General features: G+C 52.0%; 19 protein-coding genes and 1 riboswitch. Of the genes, 4 read left to right on the forward strand and 15 right to left on the reverse strand.

The window, feature by feature from the left end:
* The 6 genes from HGH92_RS00310 to HGH92_RS00335 form a co-directional block, all read right to left on the reverse strand.
* On the reverse strand, positions 1–2,016 hold the full coding sequence (locus tag HGH92_RS00310) for a TonB-dependent receptor (RefSeq protein WP_168868784.1): 2,016 nt from the start codon (positions 2,014–2,016) through the stop codon (positions 1–3).
* Positions 2,017–2,139: 123 nt separating this feature from the next.
* Positions 2,140–2,344, reverse strand: a riboswitch (cobalamin riboswitch).
* A gap of 17 nt (positions 2,345–2,361) precedes the next feature.
* Positions 2,362–2,994: a response regulator gene (locus HGH92_RS00315; protein ID WP_168868785.1), complete on the reverse strand. Its 633-nt coding sequence runs from the start codon at positions 2,992–2,994 to the stop codon at positions 2,362–2,364.
* 128 nt (positions 2,995–3,122) lie between these two features.
* Positions 3,123–4,343, reverse strand: coding sequence for a lanthionine synthetase C family protein (locus HGH92_RS00320; RefSeq protein WP_168868786.1), 1,221 nt, complete (start codon positions 4,341–4,343; stop codon positions 3,123–3,125).
* A gap of 132 nt (positions 4,344–4,475) precedes the next feature.
* Positions 4,476–4,634 carry a hypothetical protein gene (locus HGH92_RS00325; protein WP_168868787.1) on the reverse strand — a complete coding sequence of 53 codons (159 nt, stop codon included), beginning with the start codon at positions 4,632–4,634 and terminating at the stop codon, positions 4,476–4,478.
* Between the two features lie 31 nt (positions 4,635–4,665).
* On the reverse strand, positions 4,666–4,839 hold the full coding sequence (locus HGH92_RS00330) for a hypothetical protein (RefSeq protein ID WP_168868788.1): 174 nt from the start codon (positions 4,837–4,839) through the stop codon (positions 4,666–4,668).
* Between the two features lie 18 nt (positions 4,840–4,857).
* Entirely contained in the window at positions 4,858–5,013 is a 156-nt protein-coding gene (locus HGH92_RS00335) for a class I lanthipeptide (RefSeq protein ID WP_168868789.1), read from the reverse strand.
* 273 nt (positions 5,014–5,286) lie between these two features.
* Between HGH92_RS00335 and HGH92_RS00340 the strand changes: the two genes are divergently transcribed.
* Together HGH92_RS00340 and HGH92_RS33990 are read left to right on the forward strand one after the other, a co-directional pair.
* Positions 5,287–8,433 (forward strand): lantibiotic dehydratase, encoded by a 3,147-nt coding sequence (locus tag HGH92_RS00340; protein WP_168868790.1) that lies wholly within the window; start codon positions 5,287–5,289, stop codon positions 8,431–8,433.
* Complete coding sequence (locus HGH92_RS33990) at positions 8,417–8,548, forward strand: hypothetical protein (protein WP_262888710.1); 132 nt, start codon at positions 8,417–8,419, stop codon at positions 8,546–8,548. Before HGH92_RS00340 ends, HGH92_RS33990 begins: the two co-directional genes overlap by 17 nt.
* A gap of 44 nt (positions 8,549–8,592) precedes the next feature.
* On the opposite strand, the gene HGH92_RS00345 is transcribed toward HGH92_RS33990, so the two are convergent.
* Entirely contained in the window at positions 8,593–9,228 is a 636-nt protein-coding gene (locus HGH92_RS00345) for a 4'-phosphopantetheinyl transferase family protein (RefSeq protein WP_168868791.1), read from the reverse strand.
* A 142-nt stretch (positions 9,229–9,370) separates the two neighbouring features.
* Here HGH92_RS00345 and HGH92_RS00350 point away from each other — a divergent pair, with 142 nt between their 5' ends.
* Together HGH92_RS00350 and HGH92_RS00355 are read left to right on the forward strand one after the other, a co-directional pair.
* Positions 9,371–9,775 (forward strand): VOC family protein, encoded by a 405-nt coding sequence (locus HGH92_RS00350; RefSeq protein WP_168868792.1) that lies wholly within the window; start codon positions 9,371–9,373, stop codon positions 9,773–9,775.
* A gap of 100 nt (positions 9,776–9,875) precedes the next feature.
* Positions 9,876–10,871: a S1C family serine protease gene (locus tag HGH92_RS00355; RefSeq protein ID WP_168868793.1), complete on the forward strand. Its 996-nt coding sequence runs from the start codon at positions 9,876–9,878 to the stop codon at positions 10,869–10,871.
* A 131-nt stretch (positions 10,872–11,002) separates the two neighbouring features.
* Here HGH92_RS00355 and HGH92_RS00360 read toward each other — a convergent pair whose 3' ends face one another.
* From HGH92_RS00360 to HGH92_RS00395, 8 genes are all read right to left on the reverse strand, one after another.
* Complete coding sequence (locus HGH92_RS00360; protein ID WP_168868794.1) at positions 11,003–12,445, reverse strand: alpha-L-fucosidase; 1,443 nt, start codon at positions 12,443–12,445, stop codon at positions 11,003–11,005.
* A gap of 12 nt (positions 12,446–12,457) precedes the next feature.
* A complete protein-coding gene (locus HGH92_RS00365; RefSeq protein WP_247654797.1) occupies positions 12,458–14,518 on the reverse strand; it encodes a glycoside hydrolase family 2 protein in 2,061 nt (686 codons plus the stop codon).
* A gap of 6 nt (positions 14,519–14,524) precedes the next feature.
* On the reverse strand, positions 14,525–16,108 hold the full coding sequence (locus HGH92_RS00370) for a RagB/SusD family nutrient uptake outer membrane protein (protein ID WP_168868795.1): 1,584 nt from the start codon (positions 16,106–16,108) through the stop codon (positions 14,525–14,527).
* Between the two features lie 18 nt (positions 16,109–16,126).
* A complete protein-coding gene (locus HGH92_RS00375) occupies positions 16,127–19,378 on the reverse strand; it encodes a TonB-dependent receptor (protein WP_168868796.1) in 3,252 nt (1,083 codons plus the stop codon).
* A 318-nt stretch (positions 19,379–19,696) separates the two neighbouring features.
* Positions 19,697–20,857, reverse strand: a complete 1,161-nt coding sequence (locus HGH92_RS33700; protein WP_168868797.1) for a FecR family protein — start codon at positions 20,855–20,857, stop codon at positions 19,697–19,699.
* A gap of 70 nt (positions 20,858–20,927) precedes the next feature.
* Positions 20,928–21,521, reverse strand: a complete 594-nt coding sequence (locus tag HGH92_RS00385; RefSeq protein WP_168868798.1) for an RNA polymerase sigma factor — start codon at positions 21,519–21,521, stop codon at positions 20,928–20,930.
* Positions 21,522–21,705: 184 nt separating this feature from the next.
* Positions 21,706–23,427, reverse strand: a complete 1,722-nt coding sequence (locus HGH92_RS00390) for an FAD-dependent oxidoreductase (protein ID WP_168868799.1) — start codon at positions 23,425–23,427, stop codon at positions 21,706–21,708.
* Between the two features lie 109 nt (positions 23,428–23,536).
* Positions 23,537–25,231 carry a RagB/SusD family nutrient uptake outer membrane protein gene (locus HGH92_RS00395; protein WP_168868800.1) on the reverse strand — a complete coding sequence of 565 codons (1,695 nt, stop codon included), beginning with the start codon at positions 25,229–25,231 and terminating at the stop codon, positions 23,537–23,539.
* Position 25,232 lies beyond the last annotated feature (1 nt).

The following is a 25,232-nucleotide window of genomic DNA, read 5'->3' on the forward strand; positions in this document are numbered from 1 at the left end:
TTAAATATTTACAGAGAGAATAAATTTGTAGTTTCTTCCCGGCATCGGGTAGTTGATCACCACGTCATAGTATTGGTTCATCAGGTTATTCACCTGTGCGGTAAGCCGGAAGCGGGTTTTATTGACAGTACGTGTATACGCCAGCGCGAGGTCGCTGGTATACCAGGGCAGCGTGTAGTTGGCCGGTATATTGGCTTTCGCATTGTACCGTTCGCCGGTGTAGATAAAGCTGTAGTTCAGGTCCCAGGCCTTGTACAGGCCGCCTATGATCAGCGAACCGCTGTGCCGGGGAACGTAGGCTATCTGATCTCCGTAGAACGAGTCTGACTTATCAGTATAATCACGCGCTTCCTGGAAGGTATAAGTGGCCCTGGTAGTCACTTGCAGGTCATGCAGCAACTGCCATGCTGCTTTTGCCTTAACGTCCACGCCTTTGATCTTCACAAAGCCGAGGTTCATCATGGTCCAGCGGAACTGGCTGGAGCCGGGCACCGCCACGATTTTGTCGGTCACTTCATTGTAGTAGGCGTCCGCTTCTATGCCCAGTTCCTGCAATATGCTTCCGTGGAAGGACTGGTTCCAGGTAAGGCCTGTATTGTATTGTGTGGTGAATTCCGGTTTCAGGTTGGAGTTGCCTATTTCCGTGTAATAGAGATCATTAAATGTGGGCATTCTGAAAATGCGCTTGTAGAAGCTCCTCCAGGTGACGGGTATTTTCGCTACCGGCTGCCACGATACAAAAACCGCCGGTGTCAGCTCCTGCCGGAAAGGCGAGGCTGCATTGCGTTTTACCTGTTCGTTCATGTTGGTGTTCAGCAGACTGGCCTGCGCGCTGAAACGCTGGAAGTTAACGGACGTGGCCAATGCCACCAGGGTGGTGAAGCGCTGCGGATAGGAGAAGCCTTTCAGGTCCGCGTCCAGTTTGTTCCATTGAAAATCCCCTGACAGTCCTACGTTCCACCAGTTGGTCACGGCAAACTGATTGGCGACCGACAGGTATACTTCCTGCTGATAGTAGCGGTTCTCCGCAAAGTAGGCAGTATCCGGGGCCAGGTAATGCGTATAGTCGTAGGCGTATTTACCGTTGAACATCAGGCTGTACCTGGGCGAGATGTCTTTGCGCCAGGATGACTGTGCAAAGAAGTTCCGGTCCCATTGGCGGTCCACATGTACAAACAGGTTGTTGGCCATATAGCCGGGCAGGCCGCGTTCTGAATCGTAAAAGTAGATTTTGGAGTTCCATTCACCGCCGTTCATGACGCCGTGCAGGCTGCCTTCGAGGCGGAAAGCGTTGATATCGCCGTTTTTACGGATGGCCGTGGTATCATATCCCGCGGCAGGGTTTTGTTTGTCGGTTTTCCGGTAGCGGAATTTATACTGGCCGTTGGCGTTGGTCCACTCACCGCTGAAAGTGGCCGATACGCGGCTGCTGATTTTCTCCTGCCATAGCACGGAAGGGTTGACGAGGCCAAAGGAGCCGGTCTTAAACGTTCCTCTCAGGTGTCTTCTTTCGCCTTCTTCGAAACGGGGCTTAAGGGTGGTGAGATAGATGGACCCTGAGGAGCCATAGTCTTTTGCCGGTTGGAAGATGCTGCTTTTCTGTCCGTTGTAGAGCGCTATTTCCTCCATGTTGTCCAGGGAGAATTTGCCCAGGTCCACCACGCCGTTTTGTGCGTTGCCCAGTTCGATGCCGTCATAGAACACGCCGGTGTGGTTGGTGCCCATGCTGCGTATGTCCACTGTTTTCAGGCCGCCGATGCCACCGTAGTCTTTTATCTGGATACCCGAAAAAAAGCGCAGCGCATCCGCGACAGACTGGGAGTTCAGTCTTTGCAGCTCCGCCCCTTTCAGTTGTTGCCCGGGGGCGATTTCTTTACCGCCCCTGGGGGCAATGACAGATATTTCCCGCAGGTCTTTGGTCCGGGTGCTGTCAGTTTGCTGTTGCGCCATCAGGGACACAACAGGGCATCCTGCGAGCACCATGTACAAGGTGGTCCTCAGTAATGGGATACGCATGTTAATTCACCGTTTTGATAATTCATCCAACGGCCTTCGTAACAGGAAATAAAATCAAGGTGGATAACAGCAGGGTATCAGTCCTGCATCATGACTCATTTCCAAGCCTCATTCCACGAAGGCTTAAAAAAACTGATGCATGGCAGGTATTCTGACTTATCTCTGCTCCGGGCGGCCTTCCCATTGAATGTTCAACAGTGGCCGGATGGTTGCCCGGGCGTTTATGGAGACTTACAGCAGCGGGACTGTCCCGGATTTACACCGGTGTTCCCTTTTAATTACCCCACACCGCAATGGAGGGGGGTAAACCATTGCGGTGCGAAGGTAGTGCTTTAATTTATTTCTTCAAAAAGTTGTCAGGAGCTTATGGTCGATCGCGCATTTAATGAGCATAGCGGTATTGCGGGCCTTCAGTTTGCCCAGCAGGTTGCGGCGATGGCTGTCTACCGTATCGCTGCTGATAAACAGTTTTTCCGCTATTTCATGGTTCGTATGCCCGTTGGCGATGAGCCACAGCACTTCTTTTTCCCTTTTGGTGATATGTAGTTCCCGGGTACGGGCAGCGCCGGCAGTGGTTTCCAGTTCGGCGGCCAGTACGGCGGAGAGGTAGGTATGACCGCTATAGACATCGTGAATGGCTTTTAGCAGCTCCTCTTTATCGGCATTTTTCATCAGGCAGCCGCTCGCGCCGCTGTCCATCATATCCTGGATGCCGCGGCCGTCTTTATGATAGCTCAGTCCGAGCACCATCGTATCAGGATGGTTCTTTTTGATCAGGTGGCATAATTCCGCCCCGGCAATGTCGGGCAGCATGGTGTCGAGTAATACCACGTCTGTCTGGTGGTGCAGCAGGAAATTGAGGCAAGACTCCCCTGTTCTTGTTTCCCCTGTCAGTTCTATATCCTTTTCATAACTGAGTAAAGCGCGAAGTCCCTCTAATATCAATGGATGATCATCCACAAAATATAATCTGATCATGGTTTTTCATATTTGCTGTAACGTTGGCATGCTTAGGCATGGCATCTCCCGGGAGAACCGTTCTGTTTAGATTTCATTTACTACCCGTAATATATAAAAAAAAGAAAAAGAAAGCTATCATGAAAAGTTTACGGGATCAGCAGGCTGTTATTCCATCCGGGTGTTATGTCCGGCTGGAGAAAGCCTAATACAGACAATCCCACGCCGGCAATACCTTCGAGTACGTTGTAACTGTTATGGTAATCGGGATGATGATAAAACTTATACCCGGCAGGCCCATCCTTCCAGGTGTTCATACTGAGTGTTGTTTGCAACCACTTTTCAGCGGCTTTTTCCAGGACGGGATCTCCGGTGGCGATAGCGGCCTGTTGCAGTATATGTGCAATGCCCGCGCTGCCGTGACAGATGCAGGCATCATGCACGGCGCCGTTCCGGGTATCCCGATGCCGGGCGATATCATGCAGGATGGTCAGCGCAGCTTCGTTGTAATCTGCCCGTTGCAGGCGTTTTCCGGCCCCCAATAGAGCAACAGCAATGCCGAGGTCACCATAACACCACCCAAGGCGGCTGTGTTTATCGCCCACCGCTTCACCGGAGGCATCTGCCAATACCGGGTAGAGTGATTCCCCTCCCCCACCATGGCTTTTTTTGTGGGACATCAGCCAGCTGATGCTTCCTTCCATCAAACGGCGCACTTTCTCACGGGCAATGCCTTTTTCGTATAGCCGTCCGAGTATAGCGATAATAGCGGGCACTCCATGGGCGAGGCCCAGGTTGTACAGATCGCGGTGCTGGTACTGTTCACTCTGTGAAGAGAAAACGTCTTTCCAGGTGATGCCTGTCGGGAACCGGTGCGCCGATTGCTCGAGATAATCCACCAGGCGTTCCAGCACCGGCGTGGCCACCGCAGCCGGCCGCTCCAGAAAATACAATGCCGTACCCACGCCTTCGTGTAGAAAATCGTTTTTGCCAGCGGACAAAGATTCTTCCATAAAAGCAGCTACCATCAGGTCTATTTCCCCGAAAGCATCCTCCACCTCATCGTCTTCTATATATCCCATCTGTGCCAGATGCTGAATACACCAGGCCACACCGGCCACGCCACCACAGAAAGATCCGTTCAGCGGCAGTTCCGATAAAGCCTCTATACTTTTTTGTACAACAAACAAAGCCTTTTCCAGATGCTCATCGCGGGAGGTATGCTGATAATAATAGGCATAAAATAAAGCACAGCCGGTATATCCTCCCAAAAGCCCGGCATTGTTGTCGTTGGCAGTAAAGTCATCCAGTTCCCTGCTGATATTTTCCAGCACGGCAGTCATGTCGTCTTTGTAATCCATGTAATCCATCGTTCCTGAGATATAATGTTCCCGGGCCTATAGCTCCGGGCTGAGAATGTTGTGAACAGCGATTGTATGCATACCCTAAAACATAATAGCCCCGGGCTTTAACCCGGGGCAACTGTAATCCGTGAATTCCGTTTAATACAAGCAGGAGTCTACACTGCAGATCGGCGCACCGGTGCTTATGCACTTGCGGGAGCCAGCCAGGTTTTCTGCACCGGCAGTCTGCACGTTTTTGCTAAGGTCAGATACCCTGATCTTGCCTAAGCTGAGTTTTTTTTCAGTTTGCTTTTTCATTAGTATCGTTTTTAAATACAAATGTTTTTGTTTAGAACCGGCAGGAATCAACACTGCATACAGGCGCACCCTGGCTCAGACAGGAGAGCGGGTGGGAAACGCAGGCAGCAGAGCGGTTATCGGCTTCGTTGGTCTGCATGTTCCGGCTCAGGTCAGATACTTTGATCTTACCCAGGCTAAGCTTTTTTTCAGCTTGTTTTTTCATCTGCTATCTATTTAGTGATTAACAACTTTTAGTTGACGGAGGAGTACATTTGGCCATCAGGCTGCATCCTGTGTAAGTAGGCGCTTTGATATCGTTATTACCCGCTTGGGAAGCATTCAGTTTTGCTACTTTAATCTTGTTGAGCGCCAGCTTTTTTTCAAATGTTTTTCTCATAAAACAATTTTTATAGGTTTAAATAAAAGAAGAGTGATTGATAAACAGATAACGGATTTTGGACAGAGTCTCTACTTTGAGGGTGATTAAATCAGGTTTTCTACGGATTACAGGATACTGATAAATGTAAGCAGAAACCATGAAACCATAGCTCACGGAAAAACGTGATTTTTAAAATTTTATTTGTTTAAACATGAAATTTACCGGTTTTACGGGATAGCCTTACGTACCTGTTTCTGTTACCTTCAGTGGCCTAAGCGCGTACCGAAAACCATGATCAAGGCTGAAAATTTTTACGTTGTCAGAACACCGCTGTTACCGGTAGACACCACCAGCAATCTGGCCCACCCACATCTGGCCCAACATATCCGGCAACTACTGCAAATACCTTTTTTCCGCGAAGCTATCTACATCGCCTCACCGGAGCTGTTCCAGGAACTGGAGAAATGGGAACAGGGACACGAGGATGATAAATTATTATATGCGCTCTATCGTTACTTCCTGCGCATGAGCAGCCGCTGCACACCCTATGGGCTGTTTGCCGGCTGCGCTACAGGTGCAGTAAGCGAACAATCTGGCATACGGCTTCATCATTACCGGCAACATATTAAACAAAGCCGGCTCGACATGAACTATGTGGCAGAACTGGTCAAAGCCTTTACCGCCATCCCCGAAGTCAGGGAACAGCTTCTCTTCTATCCCAACAACTCTTTATATAAATCAGGTAGCCGTTACCGTTATGCGGCCTACCAGCTCACCAATAAATTCCGTCACTATTTCCTGACTGCTGTTAATGCCAGCGACTACCTCGACGCAGTACTGCACAGGGCCGCCCAGGGCGCTACGCTGAAGGATATACGCAACAGCCTCGTTGATGAAGCAGCCGGTATCACCGAAGCGGACGCCGACGATTTTACGGAAGAGCTGCTGCAAAGCCAGCTGCTGGTCAGTGAACTGGAACCAACCGTCACCGGCGAACAGTTTTTCAAACGTTTCCTCGAACGGGCAGCCACCTTGCAACATACCGGCGACTGGCCTGCCGTGCTCCATCAGATACAATCACTGTTGCAAGACCAGCAAAGCAGCATCGATGCATACCGCCACGTACATTCGCTGGTAAAATCGCTGGTGCCCGATACCAGCGTCAAAGACCTCATTCAGACCGACCTCTTTGTCGCAACAGTGCAAAACACGCTCAGTCAACGCGTCATCGACGATATCACGGCCCAGGTGGAACAACTGCGCAAACTGATACGCCACCGGCCCCATACCGACCTGGAAAATTTCTGCCAGGCTTTCAGCCGGCGGTATGAGGAACAGGAAATACCGCTCAGCCTCGCCCTCGACCCCGAAGCGGGCATCGGCTACGGCCACCACCTCGGGCATCATACAGACCATACGCCGCTGGCCGATGACATCGCTGTGGCAGCAGCCAGTACACCGGCCACAAGGCCCGTAAACAAGCTGCAACAGTTTCAGCAACAACAACTCTATCAGTGCCTGCGAAACAACAGCACCGAAATACTGCTCACCGATGCAGACCTTGACGCTATACAGGAAAAAGAGCCATCCCCGATGCCTTACAGCATGTACCTGATGGGCAGCCTGCTGGGCGCCAGCGCCGCAGCTATAGATGCCGGCGATTACCTCTTTGAGATGAACGGATGCGCCGGCCCTTCCGCCGCCAATCTGCTGGGACGTTTCTGTCATGGTGATGAACACCTCGCCACACAGCTAAAAGCCTGCCTCGACCGCGAAGCGGCACAGGAACCGGATAAAATTTTTGCGGAAGTGGTACATCTGCCGGAAGCCCGCACCGGCAATATTTTAATGCGCCCTCAGCTGCGCGATTATGAAATCGTATATCTCGCCAACTCACAGGTGGCCGAAGACCATCAGCTGCCGTTGTCAGACCTGATGATCAGCGTGCAACAAGGCCGCGTGGTGCTGCGCTCCCGCAAACTGAACAAGATCATCGTGCCCCGCATGAGCACCGCCCATAACTACCGCAACGGCCTGCCGGTGTATAAATTCCTCTGTGAACTGCCACTACAGGACTTTTCCGGCAATATCGGCTGGGACTGGCAACTGCCGGGGGGTGAGACTTTCCTTCCACGCGTGCGCTATCGTAACATCCTCCTCAGCAAATGCACCTGGACGCTGGATAAAAAAGACTTTCCCGATCTCGACAGCAGCAAGTCGTCCCTCGCTATTTTCCATCCTTTCAAAACACGGTGGCAACTACCCTCCCATGTGGTGATCGTGGAAGGTGACAATGAACTGCTGATAGACACTGCCCAGGAAGCCGCACTGCAGCTGCTTTTACGACAGCTGCGCAAAAGCGGCACCCTTACCATCCAGGAATTTCTCGGCACATCCGAAAACTGCTGGATAGAAGGTCCCGATGGCCGGCATACCAACCAGTTTATCATCCCTGTGCATGACGCTGCCGCTATTCCAAAAGATACAACGGCAACGGACACACGTCCGGTGGCTGCATCCTCCCCGCAGCGGCAGTTTATGCCGGGCAGCGAATGGCTGTACCTGAAAGTATACTGCGGCACCCGCACCGCGGAAGATTTCCTGAAAGAAGCGCTGCATCCGCTGGCGCAACAACTCACGGACGCATCGCTCATCGATAAATGGTTCTTTATCCGTTACACTGATCCGGACCATCACCTGCGTATCCGGTTTCACCACGGCACACGGCCTGACTTCTGGAAGACAGTACTGGAGCGGTTCTACGCCGCCGTACAGGATTTTTCCGGCAAAGCACTGGTATACCGCATACAAACGGACACGTATGAACGGGAAATGGAACGCTACGGCGAAACCACCATGGCGCTCAGTGAAAGCATCTTCTGTTATGACAGTGAAGCAGTCGTGCAAATGACCGGGCTGCTGGACGAAGAACAGGGAGAAGACTACCGCTGGCAGCTGGCCCTCCGGGGCACAGACATGCTGATACAGGATTTCGGGTATTCACCGGATGAAAAAACCGCTTTCATGGAAAGAATACAACAAGCTTTCTTCCGGGAGTTTGGCGGGGAAAAAGCACTGTTACATCAACTCAACGATAAGTACCGCAAGGAGATGCGGAAAATACAAAGTATACTGAACCCACATGATGATGAGCGCAACGGCGTAGAGGAGGCCGTGGCCCTTTTCCGGCAGCGCTCAGAAAAAATACGGCAACTACTGCATCAGCATGGACCACTCCCCGAAAAAGCAGCGCTGCTGCCCAGCTACATACATATGTTCCTCAACCGCCTGTTCCTCGCCAATCAACGTAAACAGGAACTGGTGCTCTATCACTTCCTGAGCAAGTATTACGCTTCCCAGTCCGCCATCCGGAAGCAACAAACTACCACCGGCTCTATTCATCACATAAAATCGATACAGTATGAAAAAGAAAAATGAGAAAAAAATGAAACTGACCACTATCAAAGTGGCCAGGCTGACTGCTACACACGAAAAGAACGCTTTTGGCGTTACCCGTCCCACCACAACAGTGATTCGGACGTTTGACTGCTAATCATTCAAAGTTGCGTTACGGGTAGTAACGCAACTTTTTTATCTTCAGAAAGTAATTTTTTCAATGGAAATAAATGCAGGGGTTGTTTCTGTTGCCAGATGGCCGGCATAGCTCTCCTGCAGGGTCAGTGGCGTCAGCGTCCAGGTGAAGCCCTGCAACTCCACCGCACTGTCGGAGAGAATATGTATGGCAGGCAGCTCCACAATGCCTATCCCATTGGCTTTGGCCACCGCTTCCTTCATGGTCCAGTACCGGTAAAACTGCCAAACCGGATCGGGCGCAGTCACTACCTGCCGCCACTCGTTTTCCGCAAACTGTTCCCGGAAATCACTGAAATCGATCCCCCCGTTTTGTTCTATATCGATGCCTACCCGCCCGCCGGTATCCACCGCGCATACCACCATATTACCGGAATGGGAGATATTGAAATCCGGCCCGTCGCTCCAGTACGGCCTGCCGGCCGATGTATACAGCACCTCCTCCAGGTCCGGCTGCCGGCCTGCCTGGGAGAATGCATGCAACAGCAGGTGTTTGCCTAAAAGAGAGGCATGCGCGTCCTCCCAGCGATGAAAACGCAGCACCTTGCGCCGTGCCTGTTCCGGCAATACGGCCAGCAACCGCTCAAAACGATGCTCTGGCAGCGGTGTGTCAAAAACGGAATAATAAATCGAGACAGCCATAAACGGAAGATATATTTTTTCCCTGATTTGATGATATGAAATTCCCGGGGCTCACGCCCTGGGACGTATTATCCCCCAAAATTGTCGCAACGCCCCCCGGCGCAATCCTGCCGCATGCTGTAGTTTTGTAAAAAACCAGTGTATGTCACAGATCAACGTGTACCTAAATTTTGATGGCAAATGCGCGGAAGCCATGAAGTTTTACCAGTCCTGTCTGGGTGGCGAACTGACGTTGCAGACCGTAAAAGACTCTCCTATGGCCAACGACTGGCCTGCCTTTAAGCAGGACCACGTACTGCATGCGAGCATTACCAAAGGACCGCTGCTGTTACTGGCTTCCGATATGGGTGAAAATCCGGCGGGCAACAATATCAGTATCAGTCTTACCTGCGACACGGGCGAGCAACTGGAAGAAGCTTTTGAAAAGTTGTCTGCCGGCGGAGAACGGACCCGGCCGGTGCATGACTTTTTCGCGGGTAAAATTGCGGCATTGAAAGACAAATACGGCTTCTACTGGATCCTCTATTCCCATAACGGCCAGCAGTAAAGTTGACAGTAGTCCTGCCTATTCTGGCAGCAACACCGGCCACGCTTTGCCAAAAAGGCGGAATTATATTCTGGATACATATTTGAGCGCTTGTTCCATTATGGAAAATGCACTCAATTTCTTAACATATCATCCGGTAAACGATGCCGGTTTACTGGATGCATATTCTCAAACGGTTACCGGTGTAGTAGGCACGGTCGCCGAATCCGTTGTACATATTGAAGTACAGCGCCCTGTTAACGACAGGCGCCATCCGGAAAGAAAAACGCAGGGCGGCTCGGGATCGGGCTTCATCATTTCTTCTGACGGCTTTATTATCACCAATAACCACGTGATAGAAAAGGCAGAAAGCATCCGCGTTTCTTTCGTTGACGGCAGGAAAGTCAATGCAGAAATAAAGGGCGCCGATCCCTCTACGGATATCGCCGTGCTCAAGATCGATGAAACCGGGCTGAAAGCATTGTCTTTCGCGGATTCAGCTGCGTTACAGGTAGGCCAGATCGCTATCGCCATCGGTAATCCCATGGGCCTGCAATACACCGTTACCGCCGGCGTGGTGAGTGCGTTGGGCCGCACGCTCCGCGCCAGCAACGGCAGGCTTATCGACAACGTCATTCAAACCGATGCGGCACTCAACCCGGGCAACAGCGGCGGACCGCTGGTCAACTCCCTCGGACAGATCATCGGTGTTAACACCGCCATGATCCCTGCGGCACAGGGACTGTGTTTCGCTATCTCCTCCAACCTCGCAGCACAGATAGCCGGCCAGCTTATCCTGCATGGAAGAGTAAGACGCGCCCTGCTCGGCATCGCCGCCCAGCCGGTGAAACTTACGGCCCGTATGATCGCGGCCAATAAACTCACCACGCAAAGCGGCGTTTATATCGTTGAAACAGTCCCCGACGGCAACTATGACAACAGCCAGCTTCACGCCGGCGATATCATCGTGGCCTTCGATAATGTTCCCGTGGCCAGCGTTGATGATATGCACCAGCTGCTCACCGAAAAACAAATCGGCCGTAAAGTACCGCTGGACGTGCTCCGCGGAGGACATAAGGTAACGATTACGGTTACACCGGGACCTAATGACATTTAGGGATTCTTTGATTTACGATTTTTTGATTTCATAATCTGATAAAAAAGGGAGACCTAAGCGGTTACATTCGCTTAGGTCTCCCTTTTTATCATTCGCGATTTTGATCCACAAAATCAAAAACCCCTGAATGTCTAGGTTTTGGCTTTCTCAAAATTGCCCTTGTCTTTATTCTCTCCTGTAACTGTTTTCAGTAAGATGACCACCGGCGAATCTGTTGTTTTGCCGGGAAGATGCAGGAAATATTCGTTCCGGCCAATCCACTCCGGTGTAAGCGTGGTATTGCCCAGCAGCATAGACGCTCCTGTGAGTTCGGTGCGTGCCGGCAGTTTCACCCGCAGACTACCGGAAACGGGTATATTAAATACTACCATGTATACGCTGTCTGTTCCTGCCTTACGGATATAATATCCCCAGTCCTGTTTCTCAAAACCAGCGTAAGTGCCGTTGTAAACGGCCTCTCCGTTTACTTTCATCCACTGCCCGATACCGGCGGCCAGCTGCTGCTCCTCGGTACGGAAAGTGCCGTCTGCTTTAGGGCCGAAGTTGAGCACAAAATTGCCGTTAAGCGACACGCTCTTCACCAGCATCTCCAGTATTTCATTGACGGTTTTCACATGGCCCGTCCATTTGGCGTGATAGCCCCATTGGTTTTCCGGTACCGTCATCACTGCTTCCCAGTCGTTACCATGCACATCTTCGATGGTAGCCGGCAGTTTTCTTTCCCATCCCTGTTCGTAGTCGCCCATCAGGCGGCCGTTTGAATCAAAATGGCGGGCGCCTTTTTCATCGGCGCGCAGGCGGCTGCCCATCACCAACCCGGGATGCAGCGATTGCAGGTACTGTTCCAGCTCATCGCTGAAAGCGCCATCGTTTTTCCACGAATCGTCCCAGGTACCGTCAAACCAAAAGCCTTTGATGGTAGGATACCGCTGCAACAGTTCCGCCAGCTGGTTTTTAACGAACAGCTGAAAACGCTTACCGGCAGCAGAATCGGCGGCATTCTTCAGCGAAGCGCGATAGTCCGGATGGTTCCAGTCGATGATGGAAAAATATAGGTGTACATCAATGCCTGCCTTGTTATACGCGTCGATCATCGGTCCCAGCAGGTCCTTTTTCCAGGGCGTGGCAGCGATGGTGTATTTGGAATACTTGCTGGGCCATAGACAAAAACCATCATGGTGCTTCGTGGTGATGATCATGTATTTGGCGCCCATGCTTTTGGCCTGTGCGGCCCACTGCTGCGGATTAAAATTCACCGGGTTGAACTGACGGTATAATTTATCATATTCCTCATGCGGCATCTCTTTCCAGGAGCGTATCCATTCGGCGGCGCCGTTGTAGGTCTTACCGTTCCATTCTCCTCCCGGGATAGCGTACAGCCCCCAGTGAATAAACTGCCCAAAGCGGAGCGACCGCCAGCGGGCCATGTCAGCATCGGTACGGTTGCCGGTGCGATGCGCGCCATGTTGCAGCGCAATGGTATCTTTCTTCGGCAGCTGGACCTGCGCGATGGCCTGTAGCAGGAAAGTGCAGCAGGCGGCCGTCAGTATGCCGGTAATCATTTTCTTCTTCATGATGAGACTATTTTATTCCGATGCCTGTAGTTGCCAGGTGATCGTGTCTGTCAATATCTTCCCGTGCTGCACACCCGTGGCAATGATAGTATTGGCGCCGGGTTGCAGGACAACGTCATCAAAGAGAACATCTCTCTTATTAGCACCCTGCCTGCCGGTCAACGGTTTTCCGTTATTCACGGAAAGCGTGATTTTTTCCATATTGCTGAACACCTCCACCTGTACCTTTGCCTGCTTGCGGATATTGTTGCGGCGTTCTGCAATATAAATCATCGGCTCAGGGTTCCAGTTGGCCTTGTACCAAAAGAAAGCATCCTTTTTCTGCTTACGGTCATAGGTGATCAAACCTTTCAGGTTACGGGCATTCACGCCTCCCCTGTTCCACATGGGAACGGCAAACTCAAACGTGTTCCACAAATAGGAAGCGGCAATGTAGGGATGCTGCTCAATAACGGCCCATTGTTTGACGTGTGTGGCCGTCTGATAGGTTTCAGGGAAAAACTGCCCGTTTACCGGGTTAAAGTCGGTGGACAGGCTATCAGTATGTTGATGAATGTTTCCGTCTGCACCATATTCTGTCAGCATCAGTTTATAATCGGGATACTTTTGCTCCAGACCTTTCACCCAGCCTTCAATATCTTCTATCCTGCCTTCGTACCAGCCGTAGTAGCGGTTCATGCCCTGTATATCCGCGGCCAGGTTGGCCGGACGGTCCATTTCACCATAACCGCTGACAGCGGTCGTATACCGGTCCGGGTCTTCTGTTTTGGCCAGATCGTTCAACTGACGCGTGAGTACGGCCACATGTTCATCAGGTGTTTTGGCGTATACTTCGTTATGCAGTCCCCATACATAAATAGCCGGATGGTTGAAGTTCTGGCGGATCAACTCCGTCAGCTGCTGTTTGGCATTATCCCCTTCTTTACCGGAGGAATTATTGACAAAAGGTATTTCCGCCCATATGACAAAGCCCATGCTGTCGCACTGGGAATACAGGTATTCTGCCTGCTGGTAATGCGCGAAACGGATGGTGGTAGCGCCTATTTCTTTGATCAGGTCGAGGTCTGCTTTATGTTGTGCATTGGAAAGGGCGTTACCGTAATCCTGCCATTCCTGGTGACGGGTAACGCCATGCATCACATATGGCTGGCCGTTCAGGAAAAATCCCTTGCCAGGGACTACCTCAAAACGACGAATGCCCAGTGGCTGGGTAACGGCATCCAGTATTTTTCCATCAGCCATCACCGTGGTGGTAAGCGAGTACAGGTAAGGATCTTTCTGTCCGTTCCACAAATGCGGCTGGTCCACCTGCAGGTCCTGGCGGATGATATTGGTCCCCTGCGGGCTGACATTCACCTTTTTACTGTTGACGGCCACCTGCTTGCCCTGGCGGTCTTTGATCACCGTCTCCACGGTAATGTCTTTGTGGTGCAACTGTTTGTTTTCGATCTTGGCCGTTACGCTGATGGCGGCCTTTTGCGCGTTTACATCGCTTTGACGGATATAAATGCCTGGCGACGCATAGTCTGTTGTGGTAATATTGATATCGTTGGTAACGATGAGACTTACCGGCCTGTAGATGCCGCCGAAGATGCCGAACAGGAAATGATTGATGGGCAGTACGTCCTCACGCGCGCTGTTGTTGGCTTTCACGACGAAAGTATTCTCTTCGCCGTATTTCACCGAGTGGGTGATCTCATAACAGAAAGCGGAATAGGAACCTTTATGCTCTCCGATCAACCGGTTGTTGACATACAGGCTGGCAACAGACCCAACGCCTTCAAAACGCAGGAACAGCCGCTTGCCTTTCCATTGCGGGCTTACCGTAAATGTTTTGCGGTAGCAGGCTTCGCCGGCATAGAAGTTTTTGCCTTCCTGCATGTCCTTGTTATTCCACGTATGCGGCACCGTTATATTCGTCCAGCCGGTGTCCGGCTGGTTTTTGTCGGCGGTCAGCGCTCCTTTGCGAAAAGACCAGCCATCATTGAAAGGCAGTATGCTGCGGCCTTCCTGTGCGTATCCCCGTAAAAACAGGGATACACACAGCATACCGGCCAGTGAAAATTTCTTCATAAAAAATTATTTCTGATAGCCGTCGTTCTGCGTCAGCACCGCATCTTTGTTCACATCGATCTCTGACTGCGGGATGGGCAGGTGTATATTAAAATCGGCGATGGTAGGCGCCACTTTCGGATTGTACTTGCGGACGCGGTCCACCAGTTTTTTAGTGCGTATCAGCGTGAGCCTTCTCAGCTCTTCTGCTGTCAGTTCACGGGCCCTTTCATCGAGCAGGTAGTCCATGGTCGCTTCCGCAGGTTGTACCGGCGTAGCTTTGGCACGGCCGCGGATCACGTTGATGCTGGCCGCTGCATCGGCATTCCGGCCTTGCAGCAGCTGTGCTTCTGCCATCAGCAGGTATGTTTCACCCAGGCGCATCTGTATGCGGTCTTTGTAGGATTGCGCCCCCTGGATGTCCTGCGGCTGGAACTCGTACCATTTTGTCGTATGTGCGTACATGTTCTGAATAGTGTCAAAGCCTGTAGGGAACACCTGTTGACCGTATTTCGCAAAAGCCGGATCGTTGTAATAGTACGTACGACGGATATTGTAAGGTGAATTACGCATATCGGTTTTCTCGTACAGTTCGTACGTCCACCAGTTAGTAGGCCTGATTCTGCCGATACCGCGGCCCCCGAGGGAATCACATACTTTCATGCCCTGCACGTTCACATAGAAAGGTCCCCATTCGCGACGGCGCTGGTCAAAATCTGACGCGCCACCAGGGATATTGTATTGCTGCTCGATCACCCAGATCGCTTCAGTATTGCCCTGGCTGCGGCGCATATTGCCGTAGGTGAACATGTCCGCGAAAGGATCACCGGGCAGCGATGCTTTTACACCGTAACGGTTGGTGATGAGACTGAAAAATTTGCTGTCAATGATCCTTTTGGCGGCAGCTTCCGCTTCAACAGGTTTGTTGGCACGCAGCAGCGCTTCTGCCAACAGCTGTGACGCGGCGAATTTATTGATACGCCCCTGTTTCTTTACGCTGGCCGGATCTGGCAGATTAGCTTCTGCAAAAGTGAGGTCGCTGATAATGAAATCTATCACCTCCGCTTCGGAAGCCCGGGTATAATCCGTACGTGGCACCGTTACCGGCTCTTTGATAATGGGCACGCCGCCAAAGAGAATAGACAGCTGGTTATAGGCATATGCCCGGAAGAAGCTGGCCTCTGCTTTGTAAAAGGCGCGCTGCTGGTCGGTAAGCGTAGCCTTCGGATTGCCGGCATTAATGATGATATTGTTCGCTGCGTTGATCACGCGGTAGTTCCAGTTCCAGACGGTAGACAGGGAGCCGGTTTGTGGATTAAGGTTGCGGTAATCTTCGTAAGGCGCCTGCACCGCGTTGGGCTGACCGGTAATGGCCATGTCTGTGCCTACGTAAAAAGTGGCCAGCAGGCCCTGCGTGTTGCCGTAATCGTTACGAACAATACTTTGTAAGCCGGTACTGGCGGCTTCAAATCCCAGTTCATCCACCAGTGTGTTGTCTGGCGCGTACTTGGATTTTAGCTCTTCATCGAGAAAGTGTTTGCTGCAGGATGTTACGCCGGTGATCACCAGGCCTGCCAGCAAAATGCCATATATATAAGATGATTTCTTCATTGTCTTACCTGTTTAAAATTACAGACTGATGTTAACGCCAAATACGATAGTGGCTGTCAGCGGATAAAAGTCGGAGCTCTGAGATCCGCCTCCCTGGCCGTTGTTCAGGCGGGTAGCGCTGGAGGTGGCTGATGTAGGCGCTGTTTCCGGGTCCCAGCCAACCCATTTGGTAAAAGTGCCCAGGTTCCGGCCACTGAGGTACATCATCAGGTTACCGATTTTATAGCGTTCCAGCTTTTTCTTATCGAATGTATAGCTGAAGGTGACGTCTTTAATGCGGATAAAGGAAGCATCGTTGGCATACTTATACCCTTTAGGGTTGTTATAGATCAGTGACGGGTTGGTGTTGATCTTGTTTTCTGACGTCCAGTAGGGTATTTCAGCGGGCAGGTTTACCGTCCCGCCCTGGTCGCGGTTATCCAGGATATAATTGGAACGGAGCACGCCATGTACGTCCTGGATAAAAATATTCAGCGAGAAGTTTTTATAGGTAAACGTATTGGTGAGGCCGGCGATGTATTTGGGTAATTGAGAGCCCAGGTAAGAGCGGTCGGCCGCATCTATTTTACCATTACCGTCCAGGTCTTTGAACTTGATATAGCCGGCTTTTGCGCCCGGGTCTATCTTCATATCCTCGCCTTCCTGCCAGATACCAATCATGGTATAATCGTATATGCCTAACAGTGATTTACCAATGAACAGGTTGTTGCCGATGTCATCTTTATTATCTCCATAAAGTGATACCACTTTGTTTTTGTTGAAGGAGATATTGAAAGATGTCTGCCATGTGAAATTATCCGATTGGACGTTACGGCTGTTGAGTAATATTTCAATGCCTTTGTTGGCTGTTTTGCCGATGTTGTCGAACACGGAAGTATAACCGCTGACAGCTGGTATCTTCCGGCTCAGCAGCAGATCGTAGGTATTGGTGCTGTATGCCTCGATGGTACCGCTTAAGCGGCTGTTCCACAGGGAGAAGTCGATGCCCACGTTGAAGCCTTTGGTGGTTTCCCATTTGAGGTTAGGGTTGCCAAGGGTGTCGGGCACTACGCCGATGGTAGTTACACCGTCATAGATGTATTGCGCGGTATTCATTCTTGTCAGCGTCTGATAGGCGCCGATGGCCTGGTTACCGGATTTGCCGTAGGAAGCACGCAGTTTCAGCTGAGAGATCACCGGTGCGGTGGCCGCCATGAATTTTTCGTTGTGTACGTTCCACCCTACCGCTACGGAAGGGAATACGCCGTATTTGTTGTTTTTGCCAAAGCCGGAGAACCCATCGCGACGGATAGTGGCAGTCACGAGGTAGCGGCTGTCGTAGGTATAGTTGGCGCGGAACATCTGTGACAGCAGGCTGCCGCTGGAATAGCGGGATTCTGTTTTCTGTACCTGGCCGGCAGCGAGATTGTTGAAATCGAGGTTATCGTTGATGAACGAATTGGCTTTGAGCCGGGTGGAGAACAGTTCATCGCGTTGCGCACTGTACAGGGCGGTGAAGTCCAGGCCGTGTTTATTGAAACTGGTAGCGTAGGACAGCAGGTTTTCCACGATCCACTGTTTGTTCTCTTCGTTGTACACCTCTGCGGAGCCCAGCTGGTCGCCGGCTTTGCGGCCAAAGTAATCCGCCGTGCGGGACGGCCGGTAGCCGTAAGAGCCGTTGACGCGGTATTTGAGGCCTTTCACGAAATCAGGTGCTACTTCCGCGTAACCGCTGACCGCCATGTTTTTGTTGCGGTTCAGGCCAGGGTTGTAGGTGTTCACCAACGGGCTTTGGTACAGCGTCTGCGGCGCTATCGGGTATACTTCATAATCGCCTTTGGCATTGTAGAGCGTACCATAAGGGCTCAGGGAGTTGGCATCGAAAAGTGTGGCTTTGCCGCCGTCGCTGTTGTTATTGACGAGGAACATGTTCAGGCCTGTTTTCAGCCAGGAAGTAACATTCGCGTCTATATTGGCGCGGATGCTGCTGCGGTTGAACTGGAACCCTTTAATAGTGCCTTCCTGTTTGAGGTAGGTGCCGGACACATAGTATTTTACGTTGTCGGTACCACCGGAGAGGCTCAGCTCATGGCTCTGGATATAGCCCTGCTGGCCGATTTCCTTTTGCCAGTTTACTTCCGGCACTCCGTTGGCGTAGTTCGTTTGTTCGGAGAGGTAAGGCAGGTCAGGCGCAGTAGGACGGCCAGCCTGAATATTGTACCAGTGGTTCTTGGTACGGTATTGTTCCCCGTTCATGTTCTTCATTACATTCGATTGAAATTCGGGGCCGGCATAAGCGTTATAGGAGATCACAGGTTTACCGGACTTTCCTCTTTTGGTAGTGATCATGATCACGCCGTTAGCGCCGCGGGCGCCGTAGATGGCCGTAGCGGAAACATCTTTCAGCACATCGATGGCAGCGATATCGTTCGGGTTGATGTCGTTGTAGGTACCGCCGAAAGGCACGCCGTCCAGCACGATCAGCGGCGCGTTGCTGGCGTTGATGGATTTCATGCCACGGAGATAAAATGCAGGTGAGCTGCCTGGTTTGCTGGTATTGTTCACAATGTTGATACCGGCGGCAGAGCCCTGTACAGCCTGCAGTACGTTGGTCACAGGCAGGTTTTTAAGACGTTCGGTAGGTACGGAAGAAATAGAACCGGTGACATCACTTCTTTTTTTGGTGCCATATCCTACTACCACTACTTCGTTCTGTTGTTCCACCGCCATTTTCATGGTGATGTTAAGCGTAGCGCTGGCGGAAACTGTTACTTCCTGTGGTATCATGCCCAGGTAGGAGAACTGCAATACCACCGGGCCATCGGCAGGCACGCGCAGGGCGAAGCTGCCGTCGGTGCCGGTAGAGACGCCCTGTGCAGTGCCTTTCACCCTGACAGACACGCCGGGCAGGGGGTTACCGCTTTCGTCGGTAACCTTGCCTTTGATGTCCAGCGGCGCCGCCGCTTCCATCGTGATGGAAGCCGTAGCATGGCTCGTTGTTTTAGGAGAAATAAAAATGGATTTGTTTTCAATCACATACTTCAGCGGCTGGTCTCTTAATACCAGGTCAAGAAATTCCGCTACCGGCATATTCTCTGCCGAGATAGTGACCGGGCGTGCCTTCTGCAGCACGTCCCTGCTGGCAACGATGGTGTAACCCGATTGTTGACGGATGACACCGAAGATTTTTTCCACCGGCACATTCCGGCCGGACCAGGTGATCAGCTGGGCATACCCGGCGGCACTGGCTTGCAACATCACAGCGGTAAGAAAGAAAAAAGTCAGCTTCATGACTAACAGCATTTTGGTTGGCAACCATTGACGGACACGGCTTCCCGTTGGTACAGGGGCATAGCTCGCCTGGTTGCAAAGAGCAGTTTTTTGCATAACTTTGCAGCGGTTTGGCTTGTAAAAAATGGTGTTCTGGAACACTCAACGTTTTTGCATGGCTGTAACCATCCAGCCGGAAGTGGGTCGAAGCACTTTCGGTTTTCTATTACAGGCAGACATCTGATTGATATTTGAAATTGTTGTTCACTGTTTTTTCCATAACGGCCCGCCAGCGGGCACTATTACCGGTTGATTCAGATTTAGATGTATTTTGATTGTTTACTGTTTCCCTATAATCAATGTTCTGTTCTCTAAATGGAAGGCTACGCCCGATTCCCTTAAAAAAGTTAATACGCTTGACAGATTCACATCACTGCCTATCTCGCCCACAAAAGTAATGTCAGGCGGTGTGGAAGCATAAGTTACTTCTATGTCGTACCAGCGCGCTATCATAGCGATAACGGCGGTTAGTTTTTTATCCTGAAAATTCATTACGCCGTTTCTCCAGGCCATCACAGCGGCGGTGTCCACATGGTTGTTCAGCGCAATGGTGCCGGCTTTTTTGTCAAACAACAACTGCTGGCCGGGTTTCAGCACACTGGGATGTTCCGGCAAATTCACACGGACAGCGCCCTGCAGCAGCGTGGTGCTGATGCCCGGGTCGTCCGCATAGGCGCTCACATTGAAATGTGTTCCCAGCACGGTGACGGATGTTTTATTGCTCAGCGCCACCACAAAAGGCGTTTTGCCTTTCGTTACTTCAAAATAGGCTTCTCCCGTAAGTTCCACTTTCCTTTCCGTACCGGTGAAGGCAGTGGGGAAAGTGAGGGCGCTGGCGGCGTTGAGCCATACCAGCGTACCATCGGGCAACTGCATTCTGAATTTGCGGCCTCTTGGCGTATGCAGCGTGTTGTTGACAGGTACCCCTGTTCCGGACGGCTGGTATTCCACCTGCCCGTTTTTTAATACCACCTGTGTGCCTTGTGCGGTGGTGATCAGGCCATCATCGCGATTGTCCAGCACTACCTGCTGACCGTTGGCCAGCGTAAGCACGGCGCCGTTTTTACCGGGCAGCACATCCACAGCTGCTATGGGTGCCGCCGGCGATGCATGCCGTTTATGCAGCAGCCAGTAACTGCCGGCAGCGGTGAGCAACAATACCACGGCGGCAGCGGCCGCCCAGCGGCGCATGCGGCGTATCGGACGTACACGGCCTGTATTCCCCTGCTGCAAAATACTTTGCAACACAGGCTCATACTCCGCCGGATCGTATTGCGGGTCTGCTTCGGTATGGGCATGCAGCTCATTGAGCATCGCCACCCATTCCGCATCATCAGACTGTTTCCCCAGTTCGGCAAACAACTCTTCCTCCTCTGCCGGTGTGGCCATGCCAGCGCAATACCGCTGCAACAAAAACCTGTAATACTCTTTTGCTTCCACTGTAGGTCTCCCGCTTTTACATCATCAGACGCTAAAAAAATAAAGGTGTACTACGCCGCCTGAAAAAAAATTAAAAAATTCTTAACAACATCCCTATCAGGAAGACAGGGAGACAATCACCGGTATGTTTCTCCAGATATTCCCGGATAAACTTCCGGGCGGTGACAAGCTGGTTTTTGACGGTATGCTCGGAGATGGCCAGCGCTTCGGCAATTTCCCGGCGGGACTTGCCCTCCTGCGTGTTCAGGATGAACACCTCGCGGCGCGAAGCCGGCAGCTGATCAATGGCATTCCGTATATGCAACTGTAACTCTTTGACCCGGAACCCCGAGGTCACATCTTCATTATCTTCTATATCATCATGCGTAATGGCTTCTACCCGGTACTTCTCCCGGGCAATTTTTCTGAGAGCGGAGAGGGAATAATTAGAGGCGATGGTGTACATCCAGCCGGCCGGATTGTCGATACCATCCAGCGTATGCCGCAGCTGCCATACCTTCAGGAATACCTCCTGGAGCACTTCTGTGGCGGCTTCTTCGGAACGGAGCATTTTCCGTACAGACACGGACAGCACTGCATTATAACGATGATACAGTATACGAAACGCTGCTTCATCCCCACCTGCAATCCGCGAAAAAAGTATCCTGTCCTCGTGTATTTTCACAGTGCTTCCAGATTTTCTTTCCGGAAACAAGATAAAACAATTTGATCATTTGGGTATTTTGATATTTTGATATTGGGTGTCTTAGGAGCAGCCATCTGAAAAGCAAGGCTGCTTCTTATCAGGAAGCAGCCTTGCACACGAAAAGGTCAATATCAAAATACTCAAATAAAAAGATAAAAAAATATCACGGCCAGGCTGTCTCCACACCACGGGCACGGATATAATCCTGGAACTCCTGCAGTAACGGCGCCTGTTCCCTCACCTGCCGCGGCGTCACGTTTTTACTGCGGGCAAAAGCCACCAGGTTGCCCACGGCCTCACCGATGCTCCATTCTGTTGGGTGAAGACGGTAACAGCCATTGGTGATATGAGTGGTGCCGATGTTCTTATTGGCGGGCAACAGGTTCTCCATCCGTTGTGGCAACAAGGCGCCCAGCGGGATCTGGTAAGGCAGCGAACCGAAGTCTACATAGTTAACGCCGGCGCAACTCGGGTGCAGGTCTATATGGTAATAGCCTATGCCAACGCTGTCGTGGAAACTGGCTGCAGTTGTTTTCTCTGTCTGGCCGCTTTTCTGCGCCCGTTGCTGGGCGCCTACATGTTCTTCCAGCACGGTGAATACCGCTTTGATACGCCGTGACTCCCGGATGTACGGATATTTGGCCATGCCATCGGCGGTGCCCATGATATCTTTACGGAAACGGATGCCCGGCCATCCCTTGCCGCCGTCGGGACGGGGCGCTTCGGTCTGCAGCCAGTAGATAAGCGATAAATTGAGCTGCTTGGCCCGCTCCACGTGATAATGGAATTTCTCCGGACTGGCGCCGATCAGGTTGCCCAGCATATAATCATTCTGCGGCCAGTTAACGATGGTCACATCACCGCTGTAGGTTCCCGCCTCAAAGTTGTCCTTGTTGATAATACGGCGGTAGTTCCACAGGTTCAGCTTATCGCCGATGGCGATGCCTTCAGGATGGAAGCCCAGCAATTTAGGCTTCAGCGTACGCGGATCGGAATAGTGCAGGTCCAGCTGCCTGCCGGACCATGCGGGCGTAAGCGCCGGCACATGGTTCTTCCAGAAATCATACTCCGCCGGCTTCTCAATGACGAAGTTGCCGCCAGGCACATAGTCCAGCGCAAAACAAACGGTGAAAGCCTGGTTGTTTTGCGGATTGCCTTTTTCCGGCGCATGCAGTTCGCCCGTTTCCTTTCCGGACTCGGTGCCGGTCACGAATTCGGTGCCGGTCAAAGGCAGCAGGTCGCCCATTTCTGTGGCGTCCGCAAAGTAGCTGCCCTGCAGGGTCAGTTCCCGCTGATGACGCAGGTCCTGTGCGGTGAGCGACAGCACTTTGTTGCCAGACACGTTCGCCCGTACGACTTTAGTGTCTGTCAGCAGCACCAGTTTACCGCTGCTGATAAAAGGCGCCAGCATATCCAGCATCACGGCCAATGCCACTTTGGGCTCGTGACAGAGCCTGGACACGGAGCCGTCGCCCGGGTTGAGGTGCGTCCGTTGCCGGGCATCGGCCGTGAGTGGATAGTTGCGGACATAGTATTCACGGATACGGTTTCTCAATTCACGGTAACGGGCAGGCGCTCCATGCGTTTCAATCCACGGATGCTCGTCCGGCGGTACGCCCTGCTGGGTAAGCTGGCCGCCTATCCAGTCTGTCTCCTCGGTGAGCACCACTGTTTGCTGGTTATGCAACGCAGCGAGAGCTGCTGACACGCCTCCCAGTCCGCCGCCGGCAATCACCAGGTCGGCGGTGATAGTTTCCCGTTTAGTGTTTCCCTTTCCTTTGGCGCTCCCCTGCTGCTTCTTCTCCTGTGCCAGTCCCAGCGCAGGCTGTGCGATAACGGCGCCGCTACTCAGCGCCAGCATCTCTAAAAAATTCCTCCGTTTCATTATGTTAATATTTTTTCATGTTGATATTTTGTTGGGCTGTCACCTGTCATTCATCTCTCTAAAATATCATCAACCAAACAACGCTCTTCATCCATCAGGGCTATCACACTTACCAGCCTTCGTTCTGCGTCAGCCCCGGATTAATGTCCCTTTCCGCCTGCGGTACGGGCAGCAGCATCAGCTTCGGCGTCCAGAAGCGGGTTTCACGGGTATAACGCAGGTCCAGTTGCCCGGTGTAATCTGGAATGCTGTTCAGGTCATGCGCGGCCGTCTTTTTGAAATTGGGCACGGGCGGCGTGGCAGCAGGACTTTTAGCAATGCCCACTACCTTGCCCGGCATCACCAGGTCTGCTATGCCCCAGCGACGGATATCCAGCCAGCGGAAACCTTCTACGGCAAATTCCACGGTACGTTCCCGGCGGATAAGTTTCCGCATTTCGTTCTGATCTGTTTCGATGGCTGCCGGCACCGGCGGCTGTCCGGCCCGTTGCCTTACCTTGTTGATAGCGGCAGTAACAGTGGCGTCCAGCTGTCCCTGCTCTATTTTGGCTTCGGCGTAGGTGAGCAGTACTTCCGCATAACGCATCAGGATAAAGCTCACTTTGGCGAGAAACACGTTCTCATCGGTCATGGTGTATTTGGTCCACAGGTAACCGACACCGCTCTTCGCCGGACCGAAAGCATTGTCATAGTCAGCATTGCCTTTCACTGACCAGCTGCCATCCGCATTTTTAAAGGAGGTAGACGATTTATAGATGTCGTACACAAACGTGGTGTTGTTCATGCTAAGCGTGTCTCCCGGCAGCGCTACGGTGTATTTCAGGCGCAGGTCCCTGTTTTTGGAGGGCTTTTGCGGATCATATAAGGGGGATTCATCAATCCTTTTACCATCGGTGCATTCAAACTGGTCCACCAGGCGTTGGGTCGGGAAACGGCCCGATTGCCCGCCTGCGGCGCGGGAGCAATTGCCCAGCGGCAGGTAAGTGATAGAACCCGCAAGGGCATCGGTATACAGTATTTCCAGCATGATCTCGTTACCGGCATTGGGTTTCTGGCCGCTGCGGGTAAACAGGTCCTGGTAACGCGGATTGAGCGACAAGCCGGATTTGTCTATGACCTGCCTGGCAGCATCTGCGGCAACGGCGTAGTCTTTGTTATACAGTGCCGTCCGGGCTTTCAGGCCGAGGGCCACGGATTTGCTGACCCGTCCTCTTACAGTGGGCATCCAGTCGAGCGACTGCGACGCGGCATCCAGCTCGTCATAAATGAATTTTACCACTTCTTGTTTGGGAGCGCGTTTCTGATTGTAAAACTCCGCAGGCTGCAACGGTTTGGTGATCAGCGGCGCATCACCGAACATGGCGGTGAGATAAAAATAAGCCCATGCACGCAACACGCGCGCTTCCGCTTCCATGCGGTTATAGGTGGCCGGCGCCACACTGGATTTGGCTTTCACCATACCGTCCAGCATGGTGTTGGCCCGCTGGATGGTAGTATAGGCAAACGACCAGATGGCTGCCGGATGTGCGTTGTATGTATCAAAAGTGCCTTCTCCCAGTTCGTTGGCGCGCAGGATGGCGAGGTCTGTCCAGCCCTCGCTGCCCGACTGGTAAGGCACCAGCCCGAATTCCCATTTGATGGAACCATATACGGCCGTCAGAGATACGTTGATTTCATTTTCGTTGTTGAGGAAAGTGCCGGTGGCCGGCGCGCTGAGCGGCGCCCTGTCCAGGAATTTATTACACCCTGACATACCTGTCAGGAAAAAAGTGCAACCGATGATGCTATAAAAAAGTTTTCTCATG

The sequence above is a fragment of the Chitinophaga varians genome, assembly GCF_012641275.1.
GTDB lineage: Bacteria > Bacteroidota > Bacteroidia > Chitinophagales > Chitinophagaceae > Chitinophaga > Chitinophaga varians_A.

Excerpts from the sequence above, each read along its gene's own strand:
- HGH92_RS00310 (WP_168868784.1), bottom strand. The coding sequence starts at position 2,016 with ATGCGTATCCCATTACTGAGGACCACCTTGTACATGGTGCTCGCAGGA.
- HGH92_RS00315 (WP_168868785.1), bottom strand. The coding sequence starts at position 2,994 with ATGATCAGATTATATTTTGTGGATGATCATCCATTGATATTAGAGGGA.
- HGH92_RS00320 (WP_168868786.1), bottom strand. The coding sequence starts at position 4,343 with ATGGATTACATGGATTACAAAGACGACATGACTGCCGTGCTGGAAAAT.
- HGH92_RS00325 (WP_168868787.1), bottom strand. The coding sequence starts at position 4,634 with ATGAAAAAGCAAACTGAAAAAAAACTCAGCTTAGGCAAGATCAGGGTA.
- HGH92_RS00330 (WP_168868788.1), bottom strand. The coding sequence starts at position 4,839 with ATGAAAAAACAAGCTGAAAAAAAGCTTAGCCTGGGTAAGATCAAAGTA.
- HGH92_RS00335 (WP_168868789.1), bottom strand. The coding sequence starts at position 5,013 with ATGAGAAAAACATTTGAAAAAAAGCTGGCGCTCAACAAGATTAAAGTA.
- HGH92_RS00340 (WP_168868790.1), top strand. The coding sequence starts at position 5,287 with ATGATCAAGGCTGAAAATTTTTACGTTGTCAGAACACCGCTGTTACCG.
- HGH92_RS33990 (WP_262888710.1), top strand. The coding sequence starts at position 8,417 with ATGAAAAAGAAAAATGAGAAAAAAATGAAACTGACCACTATCAAAGTG.
- HGH92_RS00345 (WP_168868791.1), bottom strand. The coding sequence starts at position 9,228 with ATGGCTGTCTCGATTTATTATTCCGTTTTTGACACACCGCTGCCAGAG.
- HGH92_RS00350 (WP_168868792.1), top strand. The coding sequence starts at position 9,371 with ATGTCACAGATCAACGTGTACCTAAATTTTGATGGCAAATGCGCGGAA.
- HGH92_RS00355 (WP_168868793.1), top strand. The coding sequence starts at position 9,876 with ATGGAAAATGCACTCAATTTCTTAACATATCATCCGGTAAACGATGCC.
- HGH92_RS00360 (WP_168868794.1), bottom strand. The coding sequence starts at position 12,445 with ATGAAGAAGAAAATGATTACCGGCATACTGACGGCCGCCTGCTGCACT.
- HGH92_RS00365 (WP_247654797.1), bottom strand. The coding sequence starts at position 14,518 with ATGAAGAAATTTTCACTGGCCGGTATGCTGTGTGTATCCCTGTTTTTA.
- HGH92_RS00370 (WP_168868795.1), bottom strand. The coding sequence starts at position 16,108 with ATGAAGAAATCATCTTATATATATGGCATTTTGCTGGCAGGCCTGGTG.
- HGH92_RS00375 (WP_168868796.1), bottom strand. The coding sequence starts at position 19,378 with ATGAAGCTGACTTTTTTCTTTCTTACCGCTGTGATGTTGCAAGCCAGT.
- HGH92_RS00390 (WP_168868799.1), bottom strand. The coding sequence starts at position 23,427 with ATGAAACGGAGGAATTTTTTAGAGATGCTGGCGCTGAGTAGCGGCGCC.
- HGH92_RS00395 (WP_168868800.1), bottom strand. The coding sequence starts at position 25,231 with ATGAGAAAACTTTTTTATAGCATCATCGGTTGCACTTTTTTCCTGACA.